This window comes from Paraburkholderia sediminicola (assembly GCF_046030555.1).
GTDB lineage: Bacteria > Pseudomonadota > Gammaproteobacteria > Burkholderiales > Burkholderiaceae > Paraburkholderia > Paraburkholderia sediminicola_E.
Genome location: NZ_JAQQCH010000011.1, coordinates 114,013 through 136,847, shown reverse-complemented (window position 1 = coordinate 136,847; position 22,835 = coordinate 114,013). Strand labels below are relative to the sequence as shown.

Genomic DNA, 22,835 nt, shown 5'->3' with positions numbered 1-22,835 from the left:
CGCCCGCATTCAGACTCCATGCGGCGCGGCCACGTCGAATAGGCGAAACCCGTATTATCCCTCAAGCTGGCGCTTTGGCCGACTCGGCCGAATGGCCGGCCTATTGCGGCAGCGCAAATCGCTCTCAAACTTGCAAGCGCTTGACCGCGCGCTTGACCGCGCGCTTGACCGCGCGCTTGACCGCGCGCTTGACCGCGCGCTTGTCTGTGCACTTGCGCCGGGCCGCACCTTCCTGCGCGTGAAATGCGGCCGAAATTGTCCCAGCTGGCCCGTTCGAACGCGCATGGCGCATCGCCCATGCGCTGTCGCCGGAACCGTCCGCTGCCCGCACAACGCCGGTGTATGGCGCTCTCCCGTCTGCGCCCTAAGCCGAACGGCTAATGCGCCGTTTTGGCCTGAAAACTCCGGAAGGGTGGAGTTACAATGTCGCCCATGTCAGATCCCCGCTTTGTTCATCTCCGCGTTCACTCCGAATTCTCGATTGCCGATGGCATCGTGCGTCTTGACGACGTCGTCAAGGCCGCTGCCAAAGACGGTCAAGGTGCGCTCGCCCTTACCGATCTCGGCAACGCGTTCGGCCTCGTCCGTTTCTACAAGGAAGCCCGCGGCAAAGGGGTCAAACCCATTGCCGGCTGCGACGTCTGGATCACCAATCCGGACGACCGCGAGAAGCCCTCGCGTTTGCTGTTGCTGGTCAAAAATCGGCGCGGCTATCTGAATCTGTGCGAGCTGCTCAGCAAGGCATCGCTCACCAACCAGTATCGCGGTCGCGCCGAAGTCGAAGCCGGGTGGCTCGAATCCGGTCTGGGTGAAGGCCTGCTCGCGTTGTCGGGTGCGCAGCACGGCGATATTGGCCTCGCGCTCGCGGCCGGCAACGAAGAAGCGGCCAAACGCAATGCATTGCATTGGGCAAAGGTTTTCCCCGGTGGCTTCTATGTCGAACTGCAACGGTGTGGTCAGCCGGGCGGTGAGCAGTACGTGCAGCAGGCGGTTGCGCTCGCGGCGTCGCTGAAATTGCCGGTGGTGGCCACCCATCCCATGCAGTTCATGACGCCGGACGATTTCACCGCGCACGAAGCGCGCGTGTGTATTTCCGAAGGCGACATCCTGGCGAACCCGCGCCGCTCCAAGCGCTTTACGTCGGAGCAGTATTTCCGCACGCAGGAAGAGATGGTCGGGCTGTTCGCGGATATTCCGTCGGCGCTCGCCAATAGTGTCGAAATCGCCAAGCGTTGCAATCTGACGCTCGAACTCGGCAAGCCGAAGCTGCCGCTCTTCCCGACGCCCGACGGCATGTCGCTCGACGACTACCTCGTGCAATTGTCGAAAGAGGGCCTCGAAAAGCGGCTCGAACAGCTGTATCCGGTTGAGACCGAGCGCGAGGCGCAGCGCGAAACGTATTACCAGCGCCTCGAATTCGAGTGCGGCACGATCATCAAGATGGGCTTCCCCGGTTACTTCCTGATCGTTGCGGACTTTATCAACTGGGCCAAGAACAACGGTGTGCCAGTCGGTCCAGGCCGGGGTTCGGGTGCAGGTTCGCTGGTGGCGTATGCGCTCGGCGTGACCGACCTCGATCCGCTGCGCTACAACCTGCTGTTCGAACGTTTCCTGAATCCGGAACGCGTGTCGATGCCCGACTTCGACATCGACTTCTGCCAGCACGGCCGCGACCGTGTGATTCAGTACGTGAAGGAGAAGTACGGCGCGGACGCCGTGTCGCAGATCGCCACCTTCGGCACGATGGCGGCGAAAGCAGCGGTGCGCGACATTGGCCGCGTGCTCGATCTCGGCTACATGTTCACTGATGGCATCGCCAAGCTGATTCCGTTCAAGCCAGGCAAGCACGTCACCATCGCCGACGCGATGAAGGAAGAGCCACTCCTGCAGGAGCGCTTCGACAACGAAGACGAAGTGCACCAGTTGATCGAACTCGCGCAGCGGGTCGAGGGCCTGACGCGTAACGTCGGTATGCACGCCGGTGGCGTGCTCATCGCGCCCGGCAAGCTGACCGATTTCTGCCCGCTCTATACGCAGGGCGACGAAAGCGGCGTGGTGAGCCAGTACGACAAAGACGACGTCGAAGCCGTCGGCCTCGTGAAGTTCGACTTTTTGGGCCTCACCACGCTGACGATTCTGGATTGGGCCGAGCGCTATATTCGCCGTCTCGATCCGTCGAAGAAAGACTGGTCGCTCACGCAGGTGCCGCTCGACGACGCGGCGTCGTTCTCGATCCTGAAGAAAGCGAACACGGTTGCTGTGTTCCAGCTGGAAAGCCGCGGCATGCAAGGCATGCTGAAAGACGCGCAGCCTGACCGCTTCGAGGACATCATCGCGCTGGTCGCGTTGTACCGTCCGGGCCCGATGGACCTGATCCCCAGCTTCTGTGCACGTAAGCACGGCCGCGAAGTGGTGGAGTATCCGGATCCGCGCGTCGAATCTGTTCTGAAAGAGACCTACGGCATCATGGTCTACCAGGAGCAGGTGATGCAGATGGCGCAGATCATCGGCGGCTACTCGCTCGGCGGCGCCGACTTGCTGCGCCGCGCGATGGGTAAGAAGAAGGCCGAGGAAATGGCCGAGCACCGCGAATTGTTCCGCCAGGGCGCCGCGAAGAACGGGCTGACCGGCGACAAAGCAGACGAAATCTTCGACTTGATGGAGAAGTTCGCGGGCTACGGCTTCAACAAGTCGCACGCGGCGGCGTATGCACTGCTTGCGTACTACACCGCATGGCTGAAGGCACATCATCCAGCCGAATTCATGGCGGCGAATATGTCGCTCGCCATGGACGACACGGACAAGGTCAAAATCCTGTTCGAGGACTGTCTCACGAACAAGATGGCCGTGTTGCCGCCGGACGTCAATCTGTCGGCGTACCGTTTCGAGCCGGTCGCGGAGGCGGACGGCAAGCGTTCCAAGACGATTCGCTACGGCCTTGGTGCGATCAAGGGCAGCGGTCAGAACGCGATCGAAGAAATCCTGCGCGCACGCGAAGAAGGTCCGTTCATCGACATCTTCGACTTCTGCAACCGGGTCGATCGCCGGATCGTCAATCGCCGCACGGTGGAAGCGTTGATCCGTGCCGGTGCGTTCGACACATTGCACGCGAATCGGGCGCAGTTGATTGCCTCGGTCTCGCTGGCGATGGAAGCCGCCGAGCAGGCAAGCGCTAATGCGATGCAGGCGGGACTGTTCGACATGGGCGACGCGCCGTCGCAAGGTCACGAACTGGTCGACGAGCCGGAATGGCCGGAAAAGAAGAAGCTGCAGGAAGAGAAAGCCGCGCTTGGTTTCTACCTGTCGGGCCATCTGTTCGACGCCTATAAGAACGAAGTGCGCCGCTTCGTGCGCCAGAAGATCGGCGAACTGAAGGAAGGGCGCGACAAGCTGGTCGCGGGCGTGATCGCGTCGCTGCGCACGCAGATGACCCAGCGCGGCAAGATGCTGATCGCGCTGCTCGACGACGGCACCGGCCAATGCGAAGTGACCGTCTTCAACGAGACCTTTGAAGCGCACAAGCAACTGTTCAAGGAAGACGAACTGCTGGTGGTGCAGGGTCAGGCGCGTAACGATGCGTTCACGGGCGGCATCCGCTTCACGGTGGATACGGTGATGGATCTCGGCCGCGCGCGCTGTCGTTATGCGGAAGCCGTGAAGGTGCAGATGAACGGCAATGCGGACCCCTTGGCGTTGCGGCGCGTGCTCGAAGCGCATAGCGCGGGGAAGGACGAGCCGCAAGCTGCGCCGGCGCCGGTGGCGTCATCCCGTGGTGGCAATGGAGGCGGCGGTGGTGGCCGCAACGGCGGCGGTTATGGCGGCGGGGGCCAGCGTCAGCCGGTGCAGATTCCGAACGGCCTCGCGGTGCAGGTGGTTTATCGCAGCGAAAACGCGCAAGGTGAAATGCGTCTGGGCGACGCGTGGCGCGTGAAGCCGACTGACGAACTGCTCGCGGCATTGCGCGGCGAGTTTGCCGGAAGCTCGATCGAAATCGTCTATTGAGGTCTGGTTTGCCCGCGCGTTGCGTGGGCAAACCCGCTACCGCCGCGTGTTCTCTCCCAGCCGTGCCAGCTTCAAAAACCGGTAGTACACCGTTTCCGCGTTGAATACCGCGATCATGAAGCCCGCGCGGCCATCGAGAAATCCACGCCGCAGCACGTAGGTCCGCACGAAGGCCCAGGCGCCACGCCCGAACGCCTTGCCGAAGCTGCCGCGCTTGCCAGCCGCATGACGTTGCTGCGCACCCGCTGTTGAATACGCGTCGAGCTTGCGCAATACGCCTTCGAAGTCCTCGTAGGAGTAGTGCATCAGCTTGCCGGTCAGGCGCTGCGACGGCGCGTCGAACACCAGGCGCTCGTGCACGAGGTCGTCGGAGAAACGCGCGGCACCACGTTTGAACAGGCGCGGAATCCAGTCCGGGTACCAGCCGCTGTGATGAATCCAGTGACCGCAGAAGCTCGATAGTCTGTCCACCGCGTATACATCCGCGGTGGGAGCGGCCAGTGCTGCGCGGATCGCCGCGGCCAGTTCCGGCGAGACGATCTCGTCGGCGTCGATCGAGAGAATCCAGCTTGTGCTGAGCGCGTCCACGGCACGGTTTTTTTGCGGGCCGAAGCCCGGCCAGTCGGTTTGCTCGAGCACGCGCGCGCCGTGTGCCCGGGCAATATCAGCGGTGCCGTCGGTGCTGCCGCCGTCGATCACGACGATCTGATCGGCGAAGGCCACGGCCTGCAGGCATTCGGCCAGACGCTCCGCCGCGTTTTTGGTGATGATGGCGACGCCGAGGGTGGTTTCTTGCATACCTGAATTGCGTGGAGGGGCCGGATGACGGAATGGGTCGCGCAAGTATACACAGCGCCGTCCGATCCGCCCGATCCATAACCGGCGGCCACCATCCTCAACCGTTTACAATGCTGTTTTTTGATATTCCGCGCGTCGGGCATTCCGCCCCTGCGCGGATGCTGTCCCGCATTCTCAGAGGATTCCTTGAGCGCGAAGCCAACGTTAAGCAAACCCATGGGTTCAGGTGAGGCGTCGTCGCCTACCGTCGTCTTTCGACGCTTGTGGCCATATATCAAGCCGCTGCTGTGGGTGGTGATTGGCGCGATCGTCGCAATGGCGGTGAGCGCCGGCACCGACGCGGCGATCCCCGCGTTGCTCAAACCGTTGCTGGACAAGGGTTTCGGCGCGCATGCCAGCGACAACGCCAAGTGGTTCGTGCCGATCGCGGTTATTGGCCTTGCGCTGGTGCGCGGCGTGTCGCAATACGCGTCCGGCTACCTGCTCGCGTACGTGTCGAACAAGATTTTGCTCGAACTGCGCCTGAAGATGTTCGATCGCATGATCCACACGAGCGTGGCGTTCTTCCAGCGCGAAACCGCGAGCACGGTGATCAATGCGATCGTCTTCGAGGTGAACCAGATTCTCAACGTGCTGTTGAGCGTGATGGTCACGCTGGTTCGTGATTCGCTGACAGTCGTCTTCCTGCTCGGCTATCTGTTCTATCTGAACTGGCGTCTGACGCTGATCGTCGCGGTGCTGCTGCCGGGGATCGGCTGGCTGGTGGGCAAGATCAATCGCCGTTTGCGGCGCCTGAACCGCGAGCATCAACTGCTGACCAACGAACTGTCGTACATCGTCGAAGAGACGGTGGGCGGCTACAAGGTCGTCAAGGTACACAACGGCGAGCAGTACGAGACGGACCGCTTCACGGCGATGAGCAAGCGTCTGCGCGGCTACGCCATGCGTATGACGGTTTCCGGCGGCCTCGCGCAACCGTTGACGCAGTTCCTCGCGTCGATCGCGCTCGCCGTGGTGATTACGATCGCGGTCATGCAGTCGTCGTCGGATCAAACCACCGTCGGCGGCTTTGTGGCGTTCGTCACGTCGATGCTGCTGATCATCTCGCCGCTGAAGCATCTCATGGACGTGAACCAGCCGCTGCAGCGCGGCATGACGGCGTGCGAGTTGATTTTTGGTCTGATCGACGAGCCGTCTGAACCGGAGGGCGGCGGCAAGCCGCTCGATCGCGCCCAGGGCGAAGTGGAGTTCCGCGACGTGTCGTTCATGTACGGCAGCAACGTTACGCATAACCGCCACACACTCGACCGCGTGTCGTTCAAGGTGGCGCCGGGCGAAATGGTCGCGCTCGCAGGCCCATCGGGCAGCGGCAAGACCACGCTGGTGAATCTGTTGCCGCGCTTTTTCGATCCGACCGGCGGCGCGATTCTGGTGGACGGCGTTGCACTGCCGGAATATGACTTGCACGCCCTGCGCAGCCAGATCGCGATGGTGAGCCAGGACGTGGTGCTGTTCAACGATACAGTGGCCAACAACGTCGCCTATGGCCAGGTGGCCGATCCGGCCAAGGTCACGGCGGCGCTGCGCGCGGCCAACCTGTGGGACACCGTCGAGGCGATGCCCAATGGCATCGAGACGCTGGTCGGCGACAACGGCATGATGCTCTCAGGCGGTCAACGGCAGCGCCTGGCGATCGCGCGCGCGATCTACAAGGACGCGCCGATCCTGATCCTCGACGAAGCCACTTCGGCGCTGGACTCCGAATCCGAACGCCATGTGCAGGCGGCGCTGGAAACGTTGATGAAGGGGCGTACCACCCTTGTGATCGCGCACCGTTTGTCGACCATTGAACGCGCCGACCGGATTCTGGTGATGGAAGGGGGGCGTATCGTCGAGCGCGGCAGCCATCGCGAGTTGTTGACGCAAGACGGGCTATACGCGCATCTGCACCGCATCCAGTTCCAGCAGGACGCAGCCTGATCAGGCCTGATTCGGGCTGACTCGCCTTGATTTGCCAGAATCCGGTTTGATCCAGCCCTGATTCGGGCTGATCGGGCCGGATTTGGACACATTGAGCCAAAGCCGGCCCGATTTGGCCAAATTCCACACACATCGACGCGGCCGGCCGGGCAGTGTCCCGACAGGCGCCTGCCGGCAGACAATCCCAGCATGTTTCGCGCGCCATCGAAAACTGGCGCGGCGCGCTCGAATTCGTGATGTTCAGCCACGCCGGTGAGACCTTCCTGCGCGCGATGAAGATGATGCGGCGCTTGCGCAAGAGTCTGCTGAGCTTCGGCGTCGAGGCGCAGCAACCATTCGGCCGTCGGCTGCGCCGGCGTCGTAGTGTGTCGTAGTGGGTCAAGCGCGGCGGGTGGCCAGGCGTTTCATCGCCCGTTTTTCCGCACGATTCGCTTGAGCCAGATTCCGGGCGCGTAGACGGCCGGACATGTCGCGTACAGAAACATGCGGATGCGCAGCCCGAGCTTCACTTCGGGACTGCGTGTGAGCAGCCCGATACGCTCTCCGAGCCCACCGGCTTCGAACATCGCGTGAATGAATTGTTCGCGCGCGAGCTTGGGCGCCATCGCCGCGCGCATACGTTCGCTCACACCCCCGATCTCAGCGTCGCGCTGCAATTGCGCGAGTTCTGCGAGCCCATAGCGATTACTTTGGCGCATTCGCGCAATCAACTCATCCACCGATCCGTAACGGCGTTTGCGCGACAGTCCGCCGCGCCGGTAGCGCACCAGCGGCTCGCGCAGACTCGCGGCCCCGCCGGACAGGATCGCGCGCAGCACCATGATCTGATCTTCCGCGGCGGCGCCAGGCAGCATGGGTCCGAAGCGCTCGAACAGCCGTCGCGACCATGTGTGCGCGGCGCCGATGAGCCAGGGGCGGCCGGCGAGCCAGTCGTCGAAACTGCGATAGGTGTCGAGCTCGGTCGGTGTCATCCGTTCGTGGACGTTGCCGGCTTCATCCATGTCCGCGAGATCGGTTGCGATCAGGTCGGGACGGCGATCGCGTGCGAGCCAGAAGTCGACCACCCGCTCACAGCGGTTTGGCGCAGACATGTCGTCGCCTGCGGCAACGAAAAGCAGTTCCCCCTGAGCCATTTGCGCGAGTTGCGACAGATGCGCGCTAATGCCCTGGTTGGCCGCGTTGCGGCGCCGGATCACTTTGTGCGGTCCGCTGTAGCCGGCGATCGCGGCTTCGATTGCGGCGAAGGTGGCGTCACTGGAGGCGTCGTCCGAGATGATGATTTCGAGCGGCGTATAGGTTTGTGCGAGCGCGCTGCGCACGGCGTCGGCGATCTGCTTTTCCTGGTTGTAGGCGATCAGCAGGACCGATACCAGCGGGCGGTCAGTGTCCGACGCTACGGAGGCAAGGTTTGTCGACGGGCTATCGGTCATGTCGCATGCCATAAGTCTTGAAAAAAGGTGGTTGATCTAAAGGGATTTTTTCACCAACACTGTTACCGTCGCCCGGCCAGCGTGACGCGAAAAGTGAAAAGGCTCGCCAGTCATGCCGTGGAACGCGAAAATTCGTGGGGGGTGAGGGCGCCGTCGACGAGGGTAAATCGATGCAGCGAGCCCGCAATACGCTGCCCGCGATGGCTCGCTCGCCGTTTTCATTCGTCCGGGATTGCGCAGTAAGAGGCGTTCGACATCGCCACCAAGATCGCGGACAAACTAAATTGTTCAGCTGCGTCGAACCCAATATCCCACTGCAGGTAACACTACCAGCGGCGCGACGAAGCAAGCCGTCGCAGCAGCAGCCATCGCACCCGTGCCCGTGTAGGTCAAGCTATTCTGACTACCGCACGAGCAGAATGCCGAGCCCAAGCAGACTCACAATCACGACCCAGTACGCCGCGTGAACATAGCGGGCCTGTCGCTTGTAACGCGCCGTGTAAGACGGCGCGAAGTCTTTCATGCGTTGCCCGAAAACACTGATCGGATTCGCGGCGTACTGCTCATAGATCGGACGGTTGCGCTCGTAGATGAGGCGATGCGACTCCTCGACCTTGCCCAACTGAACCAGTTCGGTTGATCGTGAGCTGTTCTTGATGCGGTAGAGGTACAGCGGGGCATCGATATAGCGAACCTTGGATTGCGGGCTCAAGAGGCGCACGTAAAATTCCCAGTCCTCAAAGCCATAGACCATTTCCGGCGAATAGCCGCCCGCGCGCAGAAACGCTTCGCGCCGGTACATGGCTGTATTGACAATCATGTTTTGCCAAAGCAGCTTTTCATAGCTGTATTCAGGCAAACGCCACACCTTGCGGCTTTCGCCAAAGCGCTTCGTCTTGGTGTGGACAAGATCGGTATCCGGATGCGCCGTGAAACACCCAACGGCGCGCCGCAGAAAATCAGGGTGCAGCTTGTCGTCGCCATCGAGCGGCACGAAAAGCGCGCCGCTTGCCTGCGCGAAGCCGAAGTTTCGTGCTGCCGCGACTCCGCCGTTTTCCTTGGTGAAGGCGCGGAACCTGCGCTCCTTCTTTGCGTACCGCTCGATGATGGCCTCCGAGCCGTCGGTAGACCCGTCATTCACGACGATGCATTCCCAGTCGCTATAGGATTGGCGCAAGACAGATTCGAGGGCTTCTGCGATGAATTCTTCCTGGTTGAAGCAAGGCACAACGATGGAGACTTTCGACATGGCCGGTTTTTAATGGATATTTGCCGCTTTCCAACAGCTTCCTAACGACTGAGAAATTCTAGCCCATTCCTGTCAGGCGTCTGTTTTTTAGGAGCGGCCGGACCTTTTCACTATCTGTGGCAGCAATTTTTAACTTGCCTGGCACGGTTTTCACTTTCTGTGGCAACCGACAGGTCATGGAATAGGGTGGGATGCGGTTCGGCTAGATTCTAATCGGTGACGGGGGGCCGCGATATGTAGTGCCCCCTAGGCCATCCTTTACAATTGCCGCTGTCCCGAAAACCAGACCGCCCGGTCCCCCGCCGCGCGGGCGCTTCGCAGAGAACCGATCCTTGTCCGACCCGACCCGGCGTCCTGTCACCGACATCGCCCTGACCGCCCAGGCGCTGAAAAACAGCGGCGGCGCCGAACGCTACACGCGTGATGTGATTGCCGGTTTGCATCGACTGGGTCTGCGTCCGACGCTGTTTGCCCGCGAGATCGACCGCGCGCTGCCTGAGGCGGCATGGATCGACGCGCAACCGCTCAATGTCCGTTGGGCGCCGCGCAAGCTTCGCAATCTCGCATTCGACTGGCGTCTCAAGCAACGGCTGAAGCGGCACCGTCCGGCGTGTGTCTTCTCGATCAATCACTCCACGCATGCCGATGTCGCGTTGTGCGGCGGCACGCACCCGGGTTCGCTCGAGGCCGCCGGCCGCGCCGCGCGCCGCAGCGACGAATGGCAGATCGACATGGAGCGGCGCGTCTATTCGCAGGCGCGTTCGATCGTCGCGCATTCGCAATTGATGAGCCGCGAGTTGCAACGCTTTTACGGCGTGCCGGCCGACCGTATCGACGTGCTCTATCCGCCGGTGGACACAGCGCGCTTCCAGCCACTGAACGATGCAGAGCGTGCGGCGGTGCGCCGGCAGTTCGATCTGCCCGAAGACCGGGTGATCTTCGTGTTTTCGTCGACCAGTCACGAACGCAAAGGTTATCCCTTGCTGGAAGCGTTTTTTGCACAGACCACGCTGCCGGTTTGCCTGGTGGTGGCCGGCCGGCCGGTGCCGACAACCAGTGACACGATTCGCTATGTGGGGTACTGCAAAGAAATCGAAAAATTGTTTGCCGCAGCCGATTTCACCGTGGTGGCGTCGGCGTACGAGCCGTTCGGTCTGGTGGGAGTCGAGTCGGTGATGTGCGGCACGCCGCTTGTGATCGCCGACAACGTCGGATCGGCGGAGACTGTCACCGGTGCAGCGAAGATCGAGTTTTCGCGGCAGTCGCCGGGGAGTTTCGAGTGCGCTATTCAAGCCGCGGTGGAGCGTGTGCAGGGCGGCGACGCCCGCATCGCCGAGCCGCTGCGCAGCCTGATCTACGACCCGAGCGTTGATGCTCACGTCGCCGCGCTCTACGAACTCTTCACGCGCTGAACTTGTCGCGTCGCGCGGCGGATGCCGGCGCGGCTGTTGAAGCGGCGCGAAGTCAGCCCTTCGCCGTGCTCGAATTCAAGCCTTGATGCCGGTAGCGTTTTGCTGGGCGTCGCGTGACCCTGCCGGCTGCGCCGCGGCCAATTCGCGTTTGCGCGCATCGATCACCGCCAAAAACGTAGCGACTAGCAGCGCGAGCAGCACCGTAACCATGATTGGCACGAGGACGTCGATAGTCAGTCCGAAGATCACCGTGCTGGTGGCGACCGCCAGACCCGCATACGACGCCGCGCGGATCGCCGGATCGCTCGACAGCCTGTGACGCCAGAAGTACACCGAGATGCCAAAGTAGAACAGCAACAGGCACATCACGCCGACTGCGCCCATCTCGGCAAGCGTCGAGAAAAAGTCGCTATGGGCGCGCTCGTTGACGATCTCGGTCTTCACTTCGCCACGCTTGGCGAGGAGCCCCAGCTCGTCTACCAGACGCCCCTTGCCGACGCCGTACACCGGATGATGCATAAAGATCAGGCGCGACGCACTCCACAACTGAAAGCGCAGGCCAACCGACGTGTAGTCTTCGCCCTGATGCATCATCGAAACGTCGGTCGTCACTTCGCTAAGGCGCTTCTGAACCCGCTCGGTCGACAGTAGCGCACCCGCGCCGATCACGATTGCCAGCGTCGCTATCAGGAGACGCTTCCTATGCGCGTACCAGTGATACTGCATGCCGAGCAGCACGACGAATACGGGTACGGCCAGCCAGCCGCCGCGGCTGCCCGATAGATACGACGCGTAGCCGCCGCCCAACAGCGCCAGCAGTCGAAGCCCTAGCACGCGCCAGTCACGCGGCTTGTCCCAGCCTAAAGTGAAGACCGAGAGAAAACCGAGCAGCAACGCGGTGTCGCCGAACGGAATCGCATTCGTATAGGAATTGTTTAGACGATTCGCATCCGTCCAGCCGCCGGCGGGTTGATCGACGAGCGCCCAGATGCCTACCGCCAGCGCACCGGCGGCACAACCCCATCCAATCACGCGCAGATGCCTGGATGGCAATTGCCTTAGCAGCAGAAAGACCGGCAGGGCAAGCACGAAGCGCGACAACGCGTCGAACTGGCGCGGCAACCAGTAACCGAACAGGGCTTGCTGGACGGCGATTGCTACGACGAAAGCCAGCATGCCGACGGTGAACCACCGGTAGGTGCGCAGGCCAGAGAAATAGCCGGGCGTGCGCCGGTTGGCCGCGGCGGCGCCGAGCGCCAAGGCAAGAATCGCGAAGAAGCAATAGCCCGTGCCGCCGCGCCACACGAGATTGACCGCGGGCGCGAAAAACAACAGGGCTGTGCTGAGCCAGACCAGACTGGGAGCAAAAATCATAGGGCAACAATATGTAAGAACACTACCGTTCCGGTGGTGGAGTTGCTATGGCCGGACCCTTGGGTGCATTTTTTAAGACGGTAGAGCGATGGCGATTATAACCGCGCGCTCCCTTGCAGAATGCTTGCTGAAGCACACGGTAAGGCACCCTTCGGCGCGGTGCGGCAATCGGTGTCGCCTTGCACGAAAAGCCGGGCGCAAAGACGGCCGCCGTGGCTTTCGAACCGTGCTATTTGTCGTAGGAGCAGTCGGCGGCGGTACAATCCCCGGCGAAACTTATGGGCGAGGCTGTTTGGGCTGCGCGTGCGGTGTCAGGTTCCCGCGGCGTCCGCGGGCACCCAAGCTGCCTGCGATTCTCCGACGCCCCCGGATGATGTCGCCTGGGCGGCGGCCATTTAAATTGCATTGCACTGCAGCACGCCGGATTGCCAATGCGGAGTTGAACCGCGCTCGCGCCGACGGCAAGCTCAACGGACCGAATCGATGTTCTCAATCATCATCCCGACCTGGAACAACCTGCCTTATCTGCAGCTCGTGATCGAGAGCCTGCGGCGTCATTCCACGCATGCGCATCAGATCATCGTGCACGTGAACGACGGCTCGGACGGCACTCTGGCCTGGGTGCGCGACGAGGGTATCGAACACACCGCGTCGCCCGGCAACATCGGCATCTGTCACGCGGTCAATATCGCGGCGGCGCGCGCCACGCAGGCTTACATCGTCTACATGAACGACGACATGTACTGTTGTCCCGGCTGGGACGACGCGCTCGTCAAGCGCCTCGCCCAGATGCCGGCCGACAATCTGTTCATGCTGTCCGGCACGATGATCGAACCGGTCGACTCCGGCAATCCATGCGTCGTCGTGCAGAATTTCGGACGCGACGTGGAAAATTTCCGCGCCGAGGAATTGGTGGCCGCCACGCCGAAACTGGTGCGCGCCGACTGGCGCGGCGCCACGTGGCCGCCGACGCTCGTGCATCGCGACTGGTGGTACAAGGTCGGCGGCTATAGCAGCGAGTTGAGCCCCGGCATGAGCAGCGACAACGACTTCTCGATGAAACTGTGGGACGCCGGTTGCCGGGTGTTTCTCGGCGTCGGCGACAGTCTCGTCTATCACTTCCAGCAGAAGAGCACCGGCAAGGTCGTCAAGAACGATGGACGCCGCCAGTTCCTGAACAAATGGGGCATGACGCAAGCCACCTTCGACCGTTATTTTCTGCGGCGCGGCACGGCGGTAGATGGCGGCCAGGCGGTCAGCGAACCCGAGCGGACCGGCCGCCTGCGGCGCGCGCTGCTCAAGTCGCGCATCAAGCGGGCGTTCAGCTGAATTAAGCGTGGCTGTTCACCCCGGGCGCACGTGCACGGTGTGCCGCAACGCGTAGAGACGGAAACCTGACGGAGGGCTTCGCACGCGCCGGAGCGCCCGTTACACGCCGCCCGTCACCAGCGGCAGCACCGTCAGATCCGGGTGCGTGCCTTCGACGATGCTGCGTCCCACATGCACCCCTTCGTAGAGCGCCTCATCCTTGCCGACGAAGCTTTCTTCGCCGTCCGCATGGAACGGCACCGCATGCCCCGGGATGGCCGGATCGGCGCCCGGGTGGCACACGTAACCGACATACGTGTAGCGGTTATCCGGTACGGCTGACGGCTTCGTTTCGTCGGGCGGGGTTTTCGGGAAGGGCGCCACGTGAATTTCGAAACCCTCGTATTCCACCATCTGCCAGGGTGCGGTTTCTTCGGCCATGGCCGCCTCCGTCTTTGTCGTGCGCTTCTAGAAAAGTCTAGGTGATTTAAGCGTCAAGTGCGCTCAAAGACTCGGGTTTTACCTGAAAATGACCATGGCGATGGCATCGCTTCGGTGCCAGGCGTGCGAGTATGCGCCAGGCCGCGCCATCTTCGTCATGTCATATAGAATGACGCGCTTTGCCCGTACAAGACCCCGCCCATGTGGTTCAAAAACCTTCAGTTGCACCGTCTTCCCGCTCCGTGGTCCGTCACCCCCGAACAAATGGAGAAATGGCTCGCGCCGCACGCGTTCGCGCCCGGCAACAGCGTCGAAATGCAAAGCCACGGTTGGGCGTCGCCACGCGATAACGACTCGCTGGTGTATTCGCTCAACGGCCAGATGCTGCTGGTGTTTCGCGCCGAAAAGAAACTGCTGCCGCCTTCGGTCGTCACGCAAGTAACCAAGGCTCGCGCGCTCGAACTCGAAGAGCAGCAGGGCTTCAAACCCGGCCGCAAACAGATGCGCGAACTCAAGGAGCAGGTGACCGACGAACTGCTGCCGCGTGCCTTCAGCATCCGCCGCGACACGCGCGTGTGGATCGATACCAAAAACGGCTGGCTCGTGATCGATGCGGGCTCGCAAGCGGTCGCCGACGAAGTGCGCGGGCTGCTGGTGAAGTCGATCGATCAATTGCCGCTCGGCACCGTGCGCGTCACGCAATCGCCGGTTGCGGCGATGACCGAATGGCTGCTTTCCGGTGAAGGTCCCGCCGGCTTCACGCTCGACCAGGATACCGAGTTGCGCTCGCCGGCGGAAGGCAACGCGACGGTGCGCTACGTCGGACATACTTTGGATGCCGAAGATATGCGCCGTCATATCGAAGCGGGCAAGCAATGCATGCGTCTCGCGATGACGTGGAACGATCGCGTGTCGTTCGTGCTGACGCCCTCGCTGACGATCAAGCGCATCGCGCCGCTCGATGTCCTCAAGGAAGCGAGCGACCCCACCGCGCAGAACGACGACGAGCGCTTCGACTCCGACGTCGTGCTGATGACCGCCGAACTCGACCGCATGTTGTGCGATCTGCTCGACGTGTTGGGCGGCGAGCACGGCGAGGCGATGACGCAGGCCGCTGCGGCCTGATTCTCGTCTTATCCGCTGCAGGCCACCCCGCCATATCAACCACTCCGCCCTCGCGCCGTGAATATGGTTAAGATTACGACCAGAAAGGTGCATCAATCACGGAGGACTTGCGATGGTTCGACTGGTCATGATCCTGCTGGGTGTCGATTACCTGCGCACGCGCTGGCGCTCGTTGCAATTGATCGGCTGGGTGAGCCTGATTCTGGGCGTGGTGGTCTTCATCGACGCACTCGATAGCGCGCTCTATTTTCCGATCACGCCGTTTGCGTCATTGCTGCTGCTCGAAGGGCTCGCCACACTGGCCGTCGCCTGGACCGGCATGGGCGGGCAACGCACACTGCGCTATGTGAAGGGCCTCGCATTCTGCTTTGCCGCCGCACTGATTCTCGTCGGCCATCATCACGGTAACTTCATTCTGTCGATGATCTTTGGCACGCTTTTTCTGGCCGACGGTCTGCTGCAGATCGTCTCCGCGAAGGTCGTTCGCTATCGCACCTGGCGGCTCGCGATGATCGGCGGGAGCATCGAAATCGCGCTGGCGGTTTTCTTCTATCAGCCTTACCCGACACACTATGTGGGCACCGTGCCGTACTGTCTCGGCCTCGGCCTGATGTTCGGCGGCTGGAACATGATTTTGCTGAGTACACGCGTGCGGCGTCTCGCGTCGAATCCCGCGGTTGCTTCGGACGATGCAGCCGCTGACGCAGCCAACGCTGCCGCGAGTGCCGTCGCTCCCGGCCGGTTGGGTGCGGTTGAATGGGATGGCCCGCCCACTGCCGATGAAGACGCGTTGACCGTCCACGTATGGACGCCGGTCGGTTCGGCCAAGGGCGAGGCGCGGCGGCAATTGATCGTCGATCGCTACATCGCGGCGGTGGATCGTAACGGCGTGATATCAACCGGACATGCCGCGCTCGAATCACCTGAGGGCATCTATATCAGCCTCTATCCGGGCGTCGAGATCGATCGCTCGCCCGACGATTTCGCACGACTCCTGCGCGCGACGCGCGAGAACGACGTGCCCGGTGTGTTCCAGCCCGATTACCCGACCGAATCGAAAGCGTGGTGTCCGTCGACAGTTCAGGTGCGCATACGCAATTACGATCCGGCGCGCCTGCGCCGCTTCTGGGACACCTATCGTCAGGAGACGACCTACAACCTGACACACCGCAATTGTTCGAGCAGCGTATCGCACGCCCTGGAGGCTGCGATCGAGGGCGCATCGGCGCGCGTGTGGGGCAGCCTCGGCGGCTGGCGGCCGTTTTTGCGGGTGATTACGACGCCGGAGTTGTGGGTGGCCGCACAGCTTCGCAAACGCGCCGCGACGATGGCGTGGACGCCGGGTCTCACGCTCGACTATGCGCGCGCGCTCAGCATGCTCGCCGACCCGCGGCCGTCGGGCTGGGTCAAGATGGCGCGCTTCGCCGTGCGCAGAATGGTGCGTTCGCGGCAGCAATGGCGCGCGGAAGAGCGCGGCGCGTCGGCCGCCCACGAGGCCGGGCAAGGGCAGGCTACGGGCGCCGTGCGCGAATGATGGGTACGCGACGCGCGACTGAAGCCTGCGGCGGGCGTGAGAGATTCGCGCCCCGCCCGCAACGGAGCAGTAACTGACGTACAACTCAGGTAAGCCAGGCTAGGCACAACCGCCTGGCGCGCTCTGCCCAACTTCGACCTGGCGGTAAAAACAGCAGACGTATCAAGCGCTTGCAGATTTTGCCGGATAGTTATGCACAGCCTTGCGAACAGATTCTGTTGATAACTTCCGCGTGCGGGGCGCCTCGGCCAAATGAGTAATTTCAACCAATATGGCGGGTGTATGCTCAAACAAAAGCTTGTCGCTGACAGCCCCCCACCATGCCGAACGTCGGCCGTGGCTCATTCAGGATCAAACCGTGCCGGGCGCCAAGCGCCTGTTGCGGCAGCGGGTTTTACCAGCGTGAACGTGATGCTCAGGACGAACCCAGTTGCATCCATCGGCCTGTCAGATGAATGAGCCACAGCGTTTCACAGTACGTCACATCAGCGTCTACCGCTACTCGGAACCCGTGCGGTTCGGCGAACACCGCATGATGTTCCGCCCGCGCGCCAGCCACGATTTGCGTCTCGTCACGAACCAGTTGGTGATAACGCCGACGCCGTCGCGGCTGCACTGGCTGCACGACGTGTTCGACAACTCGGTGGCGGTCGCGAGTTTCGCGGGCAAGGCGAGCGAATTGCGCTTCGATAGCGAAGCGACGCTCGAACACGTCGAAACACCGCTGCCCGACTACGCGCTCGAACCGTACGCGGTGAACTGGCCGTTCGCGTACACCAACGAGGAAGCATCCGATCTCGTGAACGCGCGCAGCCGCCAGTATCCGGATAGCGAGGTGGACGAATGGGCGCGCCGCTTCGTTCCTGGGCAGGGTAGCGGCGGCGCGAGCGGCAAGAGCGGCACCGGCGGCACGATGGCGCTGCTGCGCGCGATGACGCTCGAAATCAAAAGCACGTTTTTTTATGTACGCCGCACGGAGAAGGGCGTGCACCGTCCCGGCGACACCTTGCGCAACCGCAGCGGCAGTTGCCGCGATTTCGCGGTACTGATGATGGACGCGGTGCGCTCGCTCGGCCTCGCGGCGCGTTTTGTGAGCGGTTATCTGTTCGTGCCCGAGCACGACGCGGCGCAAGGCGGCGGCGCGACGCATGCGTGGCTGCAGATCTATTTGCCAGGCGCCGGCTGGGTCGATTTCGATCCGACCAATAGCATCGTCGGCAATCGCCATCTGATTCGGGTGGCAGTGGCATGGAACTACTACCAGGCGTTGCCGTTATGGGGCACATGGCATGGCGCGCCACATTCGTTTCGCGGTTTGCAGGTCGATGTGAGCGTGACCGAAGGTAAGTGAGGACACGGGCCGGGCGGGTTGGACCTGTACAAATCGAACGTGTTAGCCGGGAGCGTGAACGCTGGTTGCTCACCGGGCGCGTCAACTGAATGTTTTAACTGGAAGAGGGCGCCGCGATGAAATTACGCGTTGGCTACGAGCTGGTCTATGAGTGCGTGCAACCGACGCCGATGATGCTGATGTTGAACACGCATTTTTCGCACGCGAAGGAAGTGCTGAGTGCGGATTTGCTGGCGGTCGATCCACCGGTGCCGATCAGCCAGTATCGCGACGTCTTCGGCAATCTGTGCAGCCGGATTGTGGCGCCGCAGGGACTGATCGCGCTGTCGACGAGCGCCGTGCTCGAGGTGTCGTCGGAGCCGGAGAGCCGGCCGCCGTTTACCGAGCAGCATCCGGTGGAGGCGTTACCCGACGATACGCTGGTGTTTCTGCTGGGCAGCCGTTATTGCGAAACGGATTTGCTATCCGAATTTGCGTGGCAGACCTTCGACAAGATGCCGCTCGGGCGCGGGCGCGTGGACGCGATTTGCAACTATGTGCACGACCACATCGTGTTTGGCTACGATTTTGCGCGGCCGACCAAGACCGCGTGGCAGGCCTGGCAGGAGCGAAAGGGGGTGTGCCGCGATTTTGCGCATCTGGCCGTGACGCTATGCCGGGCGATGAATATTCCGGCGCGGTATTGCACGGGCTATATCAGCGATGTCGGCACACGGCCGCCCTACGCGACAATGGATTTTGCCGCGTGGTTCGAAGCGTATGTGGGAGGCTGTTGGCAGACCTTCGATCCACGGAATAATGTGCCCCGCACGGGCCGGATTTTGATGGCGCGTGGCAGAGATGCCGCGGATGTGGCGATCAGCAATGCGTTTGGGGCGACGCAGTTAATGAAATTCGATGTTGTCTGCAAGGCGATCTAGGTTTTCTGCCGATAAAAACCTAAAGTTTCCTGCGTGAAATGCCGAAAAGATCGGAATCCATACTCGTGTCGCGAGCCGATTCCGAACCATCATGATGTCGCGCAACGTAGCCGCCACGGTAGTGGCAATCCTGCTGGCAGCGCCAGCCTCAAAAGCATTGCCGACGGGGCTTGCCTCGATTCCGGTAAGCCTGATTGTGCAGGAAACCTGCGTCATCCAGTCGGTGGACGCGGCGATTACCGTTGCTAATCAACCGGCGATTGCCTGCCTGCACGGGGCGCCGTTCCAGGTTTCCCAGGCCGCATTCGATCCCACCGCGCCAGGCGAAACAGGCCGGAATCAGGCACAGCCGGTGGAATTCATCACCGCCCACGACGCCCAGCAAACGGTCTGGATTGTCAATTTCTAGAAGTCTTCCTTTATCCGTGCGATACCGCGGCCGTCAGATGCGTCAGATGCAAAGCCAGACAGTCAAAAACTGATCGTCGCGGTAATCGTGTCGCTGTAGCTGCCGGGCATGGGCGTCGTCTGCGCGGGTACCCGACCATACACCGTGATCGCCACCGCATTGCCGCTGCCTGTGCCGGTGGCCATTGTCGTGCCCGCCGTTCCGTCACCCCATGCGCTCGTGCGGGCGGCATCGGTGTAAAGCTGATAATTCACCGCGCCACCGCCGCCCGAGCGCTGCATCTGGCGTGCCGCGACATTGCCGCTCGCCCCGCTGCTGAGCGCGATCTCGAACGCGTCGCCGTTCGTGCAGCGGGCCGTGATCGCACCGGTCGCGTTCAATGCCGAACTCAGCACGCCTGTCGACGTGAACGCCATGTTCGTCGCGCTGATCAGGCAGTTGTTCACCACCGTCGCACTGGCCGTGAAGCCGAAGCTGCCGGCGCTCGTCGTCAGTGCGGCGCAGCCCGGCGCGAGCAGCAGAAAAAAACCGTAGTTGAGCGAAGTCTGGCCCAAAGTCTGCGAATACACGGTGTTGGCGTTGCCGGAAGTCGGCACGGTCGGCTGGCTGGCCGTGATCTGGCCGTAGAAATTCACCGACGTCGTCGCGGTATTGCCAGTCAATGGCTTGTTGAGCGTCACCGAAATCGGCGTGGTGCCGAGCGCGGTCGAACCCCACGCGAGCGAATGTGCGGCGTCCTGATACAGGTTGTACTGCAACTGGTTGGAGCCGATCGCCAGATAGCGCGGCGTCGTGCCGCCCATGTTCAGGCACACCTGCACGCTCGGCGTCAGCGTAACTGTGGGCCACGTGCACGAAATGCTGATGGTGCCGGTCGCGGCCACGGCGCTCAAGCCGATCGGGCTGACGTTGCCGAAGCTCAACGCCGACGGGCTCGCCGAACAGGTCTGCGCACTGGCGCGCTGCGGCAACACGCCGAGCAACGTGCATAGCAGCAGGAGCAGAAGGAGGCGCTTCATCGCGTGGGTCCTGCTGCCGGGGACGCTGGGGCCACCGCGTTGCCGCCGCAGGTCAACGGTCCGAACGTCGGCAACGAGCCGTCGGCCGGTCGCTGGTACGTGAATTCGACGCTGCAATGCACGGCGCCGTTGTCGATCTCGAGATGGTTGTCGCGCTGCAGGTTCTCGACGAAGGTCAGGCCGTCATAGCCGACGATCGTATTGCCCCCGCCTTCGACGTGATGCACGCGCGTGCCCGGCGGCAGCAGCTTGCCGTCGGTGCCGCGCAGAATCACCGAAGCGGCGCTGTAACGCGACACGCGGAAGTTCGCCAGCACGCCCGCGTGCGACTCCGGCACGAGGTCCATCGAGGTCGTGGCGATACGCGCGTCGGCGGGCAGGTTCAAGCTGTCGATCGCGACCTGGTTGTGCTGGTACGCGTTCAGATCGGGTATCAGCAAATGGCCGTTGCGGTCGGTCGTGCCGATTACGCGGTTTTCGTGCAGGACCGGCACGCCCGCGACGCCGTCGGTGGATACCAGCGCGAAGCCGTCGTCGATACGCCGCGCCGGCTGGATGCTGTTGTCCATCAGCACGATCGCGCCGGTCATGTCGAGCGAGGCGTTCGCATGCCGGTCGATGTCCTGCGCGACTGCCGTCACCTCGCCGTAATTGCCGAGATACTGCGCCTGCGCCTGGCGGTACGGTACCGCGCCCGAGCCGCCCGCCTGCACGCCCCAGCCCCAGCCGCCGGCATAGTCGGGCGGCCGCTGCGCATTGAGGTTGTAGGTGGACTGGCCGTTCTGCCGGCCGACACTCGCGTTGATCGAGGTGTTGTTGCCGAGGCCGAAGCTCGCGGTCAGAAACACCCCTTGCGAGTTGTGCTGCAGAAAGTCCTTGTACGTGCTGAGCGTGAGCGAGGCCAGATTGCCGAAGTTCAACGTGTACGACAGCGAACCGATCCGCGAGGCGGGAATGCCGGGAAAGCGATAGCCGATGTAGCTGAGCGACACGGTCTGGCGGCTGAAAAAGGGCAGCGCCAGCGTTACGCGGTCGGTGGCGGTGGGCACCGGCGTGCCGTCGCGCGCGGCGAGGTCGCCGTAGTTGCCGTAGGCGCGCAGCGTCTGCGCGTCGATTGAGAAGTGCGGTTCGATCAACTGATAGCCGAGACCGACCTGAGTGCCGTTCAGCTTGCCCGCGCTCGCGGACAATGAGCCGTTGATCACGCCCGCCATGCCCATGCGCACCAGCGCACCCGCACCCGCATTGACGAGGCCACCGGTGGCTTCTGCATGTCCTTCGAGTGTCAGCGTGTCGCTCACGCCGCGCCGCGCAGTGGCGCTGACCGCGGGGCGCGGATCGTAGGAAAACGAATCGATGCCATACGCGCGGCGCAGAAAACCCGCTTCGAACGAATAGCTCGACAGGCCCGCCGCCAGCATGCGCGTATCGACGTAGAGCGGCAGCGTAGTCGAGATGGTGCGGCCGAGCGCGTCATGTGTGATCACGGTCGCTTCGCCCGCGCCGGTGATGCCTGGCACGTTGTTGACGATGAACGGCCCGCTCGGCACGCTGCCGCTGAATTGGCGCACGTTGTTGATATAGAGATCCACCGCCGAAGGCACCACTGCGGAGCCCGCGAATGCCTGCACGGGGAACGTCACAAGGTCGGGCCGCAACGCGAAGTTGCTGCGCCACTGGAAGCCGCCGATCCGGATCGAGCGGCTCCAGTCGAGTGAAGATGAAATGGTGTCGCCGAACTGCGTGGTACTGAGCGTGGCCGGGTTCGAGGTGCTCCACGAGGTGTCGTAGCGCACATAGCGATGCAGGTCGCGGTAGAGATACGCAATGCCGGTATTGCTCAGCACGCCGGTCGGGTCGAAGTAGCGCTCCTCGCTCCACAATGCGAACTGCGCGTTGGTGTCGGTTTGCGCGAACGCGTCGTAGTTGATCAGAAAGCCGCGCGACGCGGCGGCATTCGGGGTTCGCGTCAGTTCTCGGGTGTCGAACGTGTACGGCTTGCGGATCGCGTTGGGCACCTGCAGGTCGATGGTCTGGCGCGAGGCGTCGTATTGGTAGTGCAGGCCCGGGATCTGGTCGAGTTCGATCGAAGCGGTGTCGGCGACGCCGAGTTTGTCAGTAGCGATGCCGACTTCGCTCAGGTCCTTCCCCGTGGCGCTGAGCTGACCGTCGACCTCGCGAAAGTGCGTGATCAACGAAGTGCGCTGGCCGTTGAGCATGACTTCCAGATAGAGATCACGGCCGGCGGCGATGGCCGGCGCGGGCTTCGCCGCAGCGCGCGGGCTGGACTCCAGCGCGGCGCTCGAACCGGTGCCCGAATCCGCACCCATGTTGACGCCTGGGCTGACACGCCTGTCGACGGGTGAATCGGCAGGCGCAGGCGTATCGACGCCTGTATCGGCGAACCGCAGCGGCGTCTGCGCGTCAGCCTGAGTCACGCTCAGCATGGCCAGCGTTGCCGTGAGCGCAATGATCTGCGGCCT

At 62.6% G+C, this 22,835-nt stretch carries 17 protein-coding genes; 10 read left to right on the top strand and 7 right to left on the bottom strand.

Features of this window, described 5'->3' with window-relative positions; genetic code table 11:
- Positions 1–423 precede the first annotated feature (423 nt).
- Complete coding sequence (dnaE, locus tag PQQ52_RS17580) at positions 424–4,002, top strand: DNA polymerase III subunit alpha (protein ID WP_408213693.1); 3,579 nt, start codon at positions 424–426, stop codon at positions 4,000–4,002.
- Positions 4,003–4,038: 36 nt separating this feature from the next.
- On the opposite strand, the gene PQQ52_RS17575 is transcribed toward dnaE, so the two are convergent.
- Complete coding sequence (locus PQQ52_RS17575; protein WP_408213690.1) at positions 4,039–4,800, bottom strand: glycosyltransferase family 2 protein; 762 nt, start codon at positions 4,798–4,800, stop codon at positions 4,039–4,041.
- A 186-nt stretch (positions 4,801–4,986) separates the two neighbouring features.
- On the opposite strand from PQQ52_RS17575, the gene msbA reads away from it, so the two are divergent.
- Together msbA and PQQ52_RS17565 are read left to right on the top strand one after the other, a co-directional pair.
- Positions 4,987–6,780: a lipid A export permease/ATP-binding protein MsbA gene (gene msbA, locus PQQ52_RS17570; RefSeq protein WP_408213688.1), complete on the top strand. Its 1,794-nt coding sequence runs from the start codon at positions 4,987–4,989 to the stop codon at positions 6,778–6,780.
- Between the two features lie 152 nt (positions 6,781–6,932).
- Positions 6,933–7,154 carry a hypothetical protein gene (locus PQQ52_RS17565; protein ID WP_408213685.1) on the top strand — a complete coding sequence of 74 codons (222 nt, stop codon included), beginning with the start codon at positions 6,933–6,935 and terminating at the stop codon, positions 7,152–7,154.
- A gap of 30 nt (positions 7,155–7,184) precedes the next feature.
- Here the strand turns inward: PQQ52_RS17565 and PQQ52_RS17560 are convergent, their stop codons facing one another.
- Together PQQ52_RS17560 and PQQ52_RS17555 are read right to left on the bottom strand one after the other, a co-directional pair.
- On the bottom strand, positions 7,185–8,210 hold the full coding sequence (locus tag PQQ52_RS17560; protein WP_408213683.1) for a glycosyltransferase: 1,026 nt from the start codon (positions 8,208–8,210) through the stop codon (positions 7,185–7,187).
- Positions 8,211–8,613: 403 nt separating this feature from the next.
- Positions 8,614–9,459, bottom strand: coding sequence for a glycosyltransferase family 2 protein (locus PQQ52_RS17555; protein WP_408213681.1), 846 nt, complete (start codon positions 9,457–9,459; stop codon positions 8,614–8,616).
- A 332-nt stretch (positions 9,460–9,791) separates the two neighbouring features.
- On the opposite strand from PQQ52_RS17555, the gene PQQ52_RS17550 reads away from it, so the two are divergent.
- The gene (locus tag PQQ52_RS17550; RefSeq protein ID WP_408213678.1) at positions 9,792–10,871 is read left to right on the top strand and encodes a glycosyltransferase family 4 protein; all 1,080 of its coding nucleotides are present in this window, start codon (positions 9,792–9,794) and stop codon (positions 10,869–10,871) included.
- A gap of 75 nt (positions 10,872–10,946) precedes the next feature.
- Here the strand turns inward: PQQ52_RS17550 and PQQ52_RS17545 are convergent, their stop codons facing one another.
- Positions 10,947–12,245 carry an O-antigen ligase family protein gene (locus tag PQQ52_RS17545; protein WP_408213676.1) on the bottom strand — a complete coding sequence of 433 codons (1,299 nt, stop codon included), beginning with the start codon at positions 12,243–12,245 and terminating at the stop codon, positions 10,947–10,949.
- A gap of 483 nt (positions 12,246–12,728) precedes the next feature.
- On the opposite strand from PQQ52_RS17545, the gene PQQ52_RS17540 reads away from it, so the two are divergent.
- The gene (locus PQQ52_RS17540) at positions 12,729–13,574 is read left to right on the top strand and encodes a glycosyltransferase family 2 protein (protein WP_408213674.1); all 846 of its coding nucleotides are present in this window, start codon (positions 12,729–12,731) and stop codon (positions 13,572–13,574) included.
- Positions 13,575–13,673: 99 nt separating this feature from the next.
- Here the strand turns inward: PQQ52_RS17540 and PQQ52_RS17535 are convergent, their stop codons facing one another.
- Positions 13,674–13,994: a hypothetical protein gene (locus PQQ52_RS17535; protein ID WP_408213671.1), complete on the bottom strand. Its 321-nt coding sequence runs from the start codon at positions 13,992–13,994 to the stop codon at positions 13,674–13,676.
- Between the two features lie 201 nt (positions 13,995–14,195).
- On the opposite strand from PQQ52_RS17535, the gene PQQ52_RS17530 reads away from it, so the two are divergent.
- The 5 genes from PQQ52_RS17530 (at position 14,196) to PQQ52_RS17510 (ending at position 19,333) form a co-directional block, all read left to right on the top strand.
- Positions 14,196–15,119, top strand: a complete 924-nt coding sequence (locus tag PQQ52_RS17530; protein ID WP_408213668.1) for a recombination-associated protein RdgC — start codon at positions 14,196–14,198, stop codon at positions 15,117–15,119.
- 112 nt (positions 15,120–15,231) lie between these two features.
- On the top strand, positions 15,232–16,653 hold the full coding sequence (locus tag PQQ52_RS17525; RefSeq protein ID WP_408213665.1) for an HdeD family acid-resistance protein: 1,422 nt from the start codon (positions 15,232–15,234) through the stop codon (positions 16,651–16,653).
- Between the two features lie 451 nt (positions 16,654–17,104).
- Complete coding sequence (locus tag PQQ52_RS17520) at positions 17,105–18,004, top strand: transglutaminase family protein (protein ID WP_408213662.1); 900 nt, start codon at positions 17,105–17,107, stop codon at positions 18,002–18,004.
- A 116-nt stretch (positions 18,005–18,120) separates the two neighbouring features.
- Entirely contained in the window at positions 18,121–18,924 is an 804-nt protein-coding gene (locus PQQ52_RS17515; RefSeq protein WP_408213659.1) for a transglutaminase-like domain-containing protein, read from the top strand.
- A 91-nt stretch (positions 18,925–19,015) separates the two neighbouring features.
- The gene (locus PQQ52_RS17510; RefSeq protein ID WP_408213656.1) at positions 19,016–19,333 is read left to right on the top strand and encodes a hypothetical protein; all 318 of its coding nucleotides are present in this window, start codon (positions 19,016–19,018) and stop codon (positions 19,331–19,333) included.
- A gap of 62 nt (positions 19,334–19,395) precedes the next feature.
- Here the strand turns inward: PQQ52_RS17510 and PQQ52_RS17505 are convergent, their stop codons facing one another.
- Together PQQ52_RS17505 and PQQ52_RS17500 are read right to left on the bottom strand one after the other, a co-directional pair.
- Entirely contained in the window at positions 19,396–20,352 is a 957-nt protein-coding gene (locus tag PQQ52_RS17505) for a Csu type fimbrial protein (RefSeq protein ID WP_408213653.1), read from the bottom strand.
- Positions 20,349–22,799: a fimbria/pilus outer membrane usher protein gene (locus PQQ52_RS17500; protein WP_408213651.1), complete on the bottom strand. Its 2,451-nt coding sequence runs from the start codon at positions 22,797–22,799 to the stop codon at positions 20,349–20,351. The genes PQQ52_RS17505 and PQQ52_RS17500 overlap by 4 nt, the downstream gene beginning before the upstream one ends.
- Between the last annotated feature and the right edge of the window lie 36 nt (positions 22,800–22,835).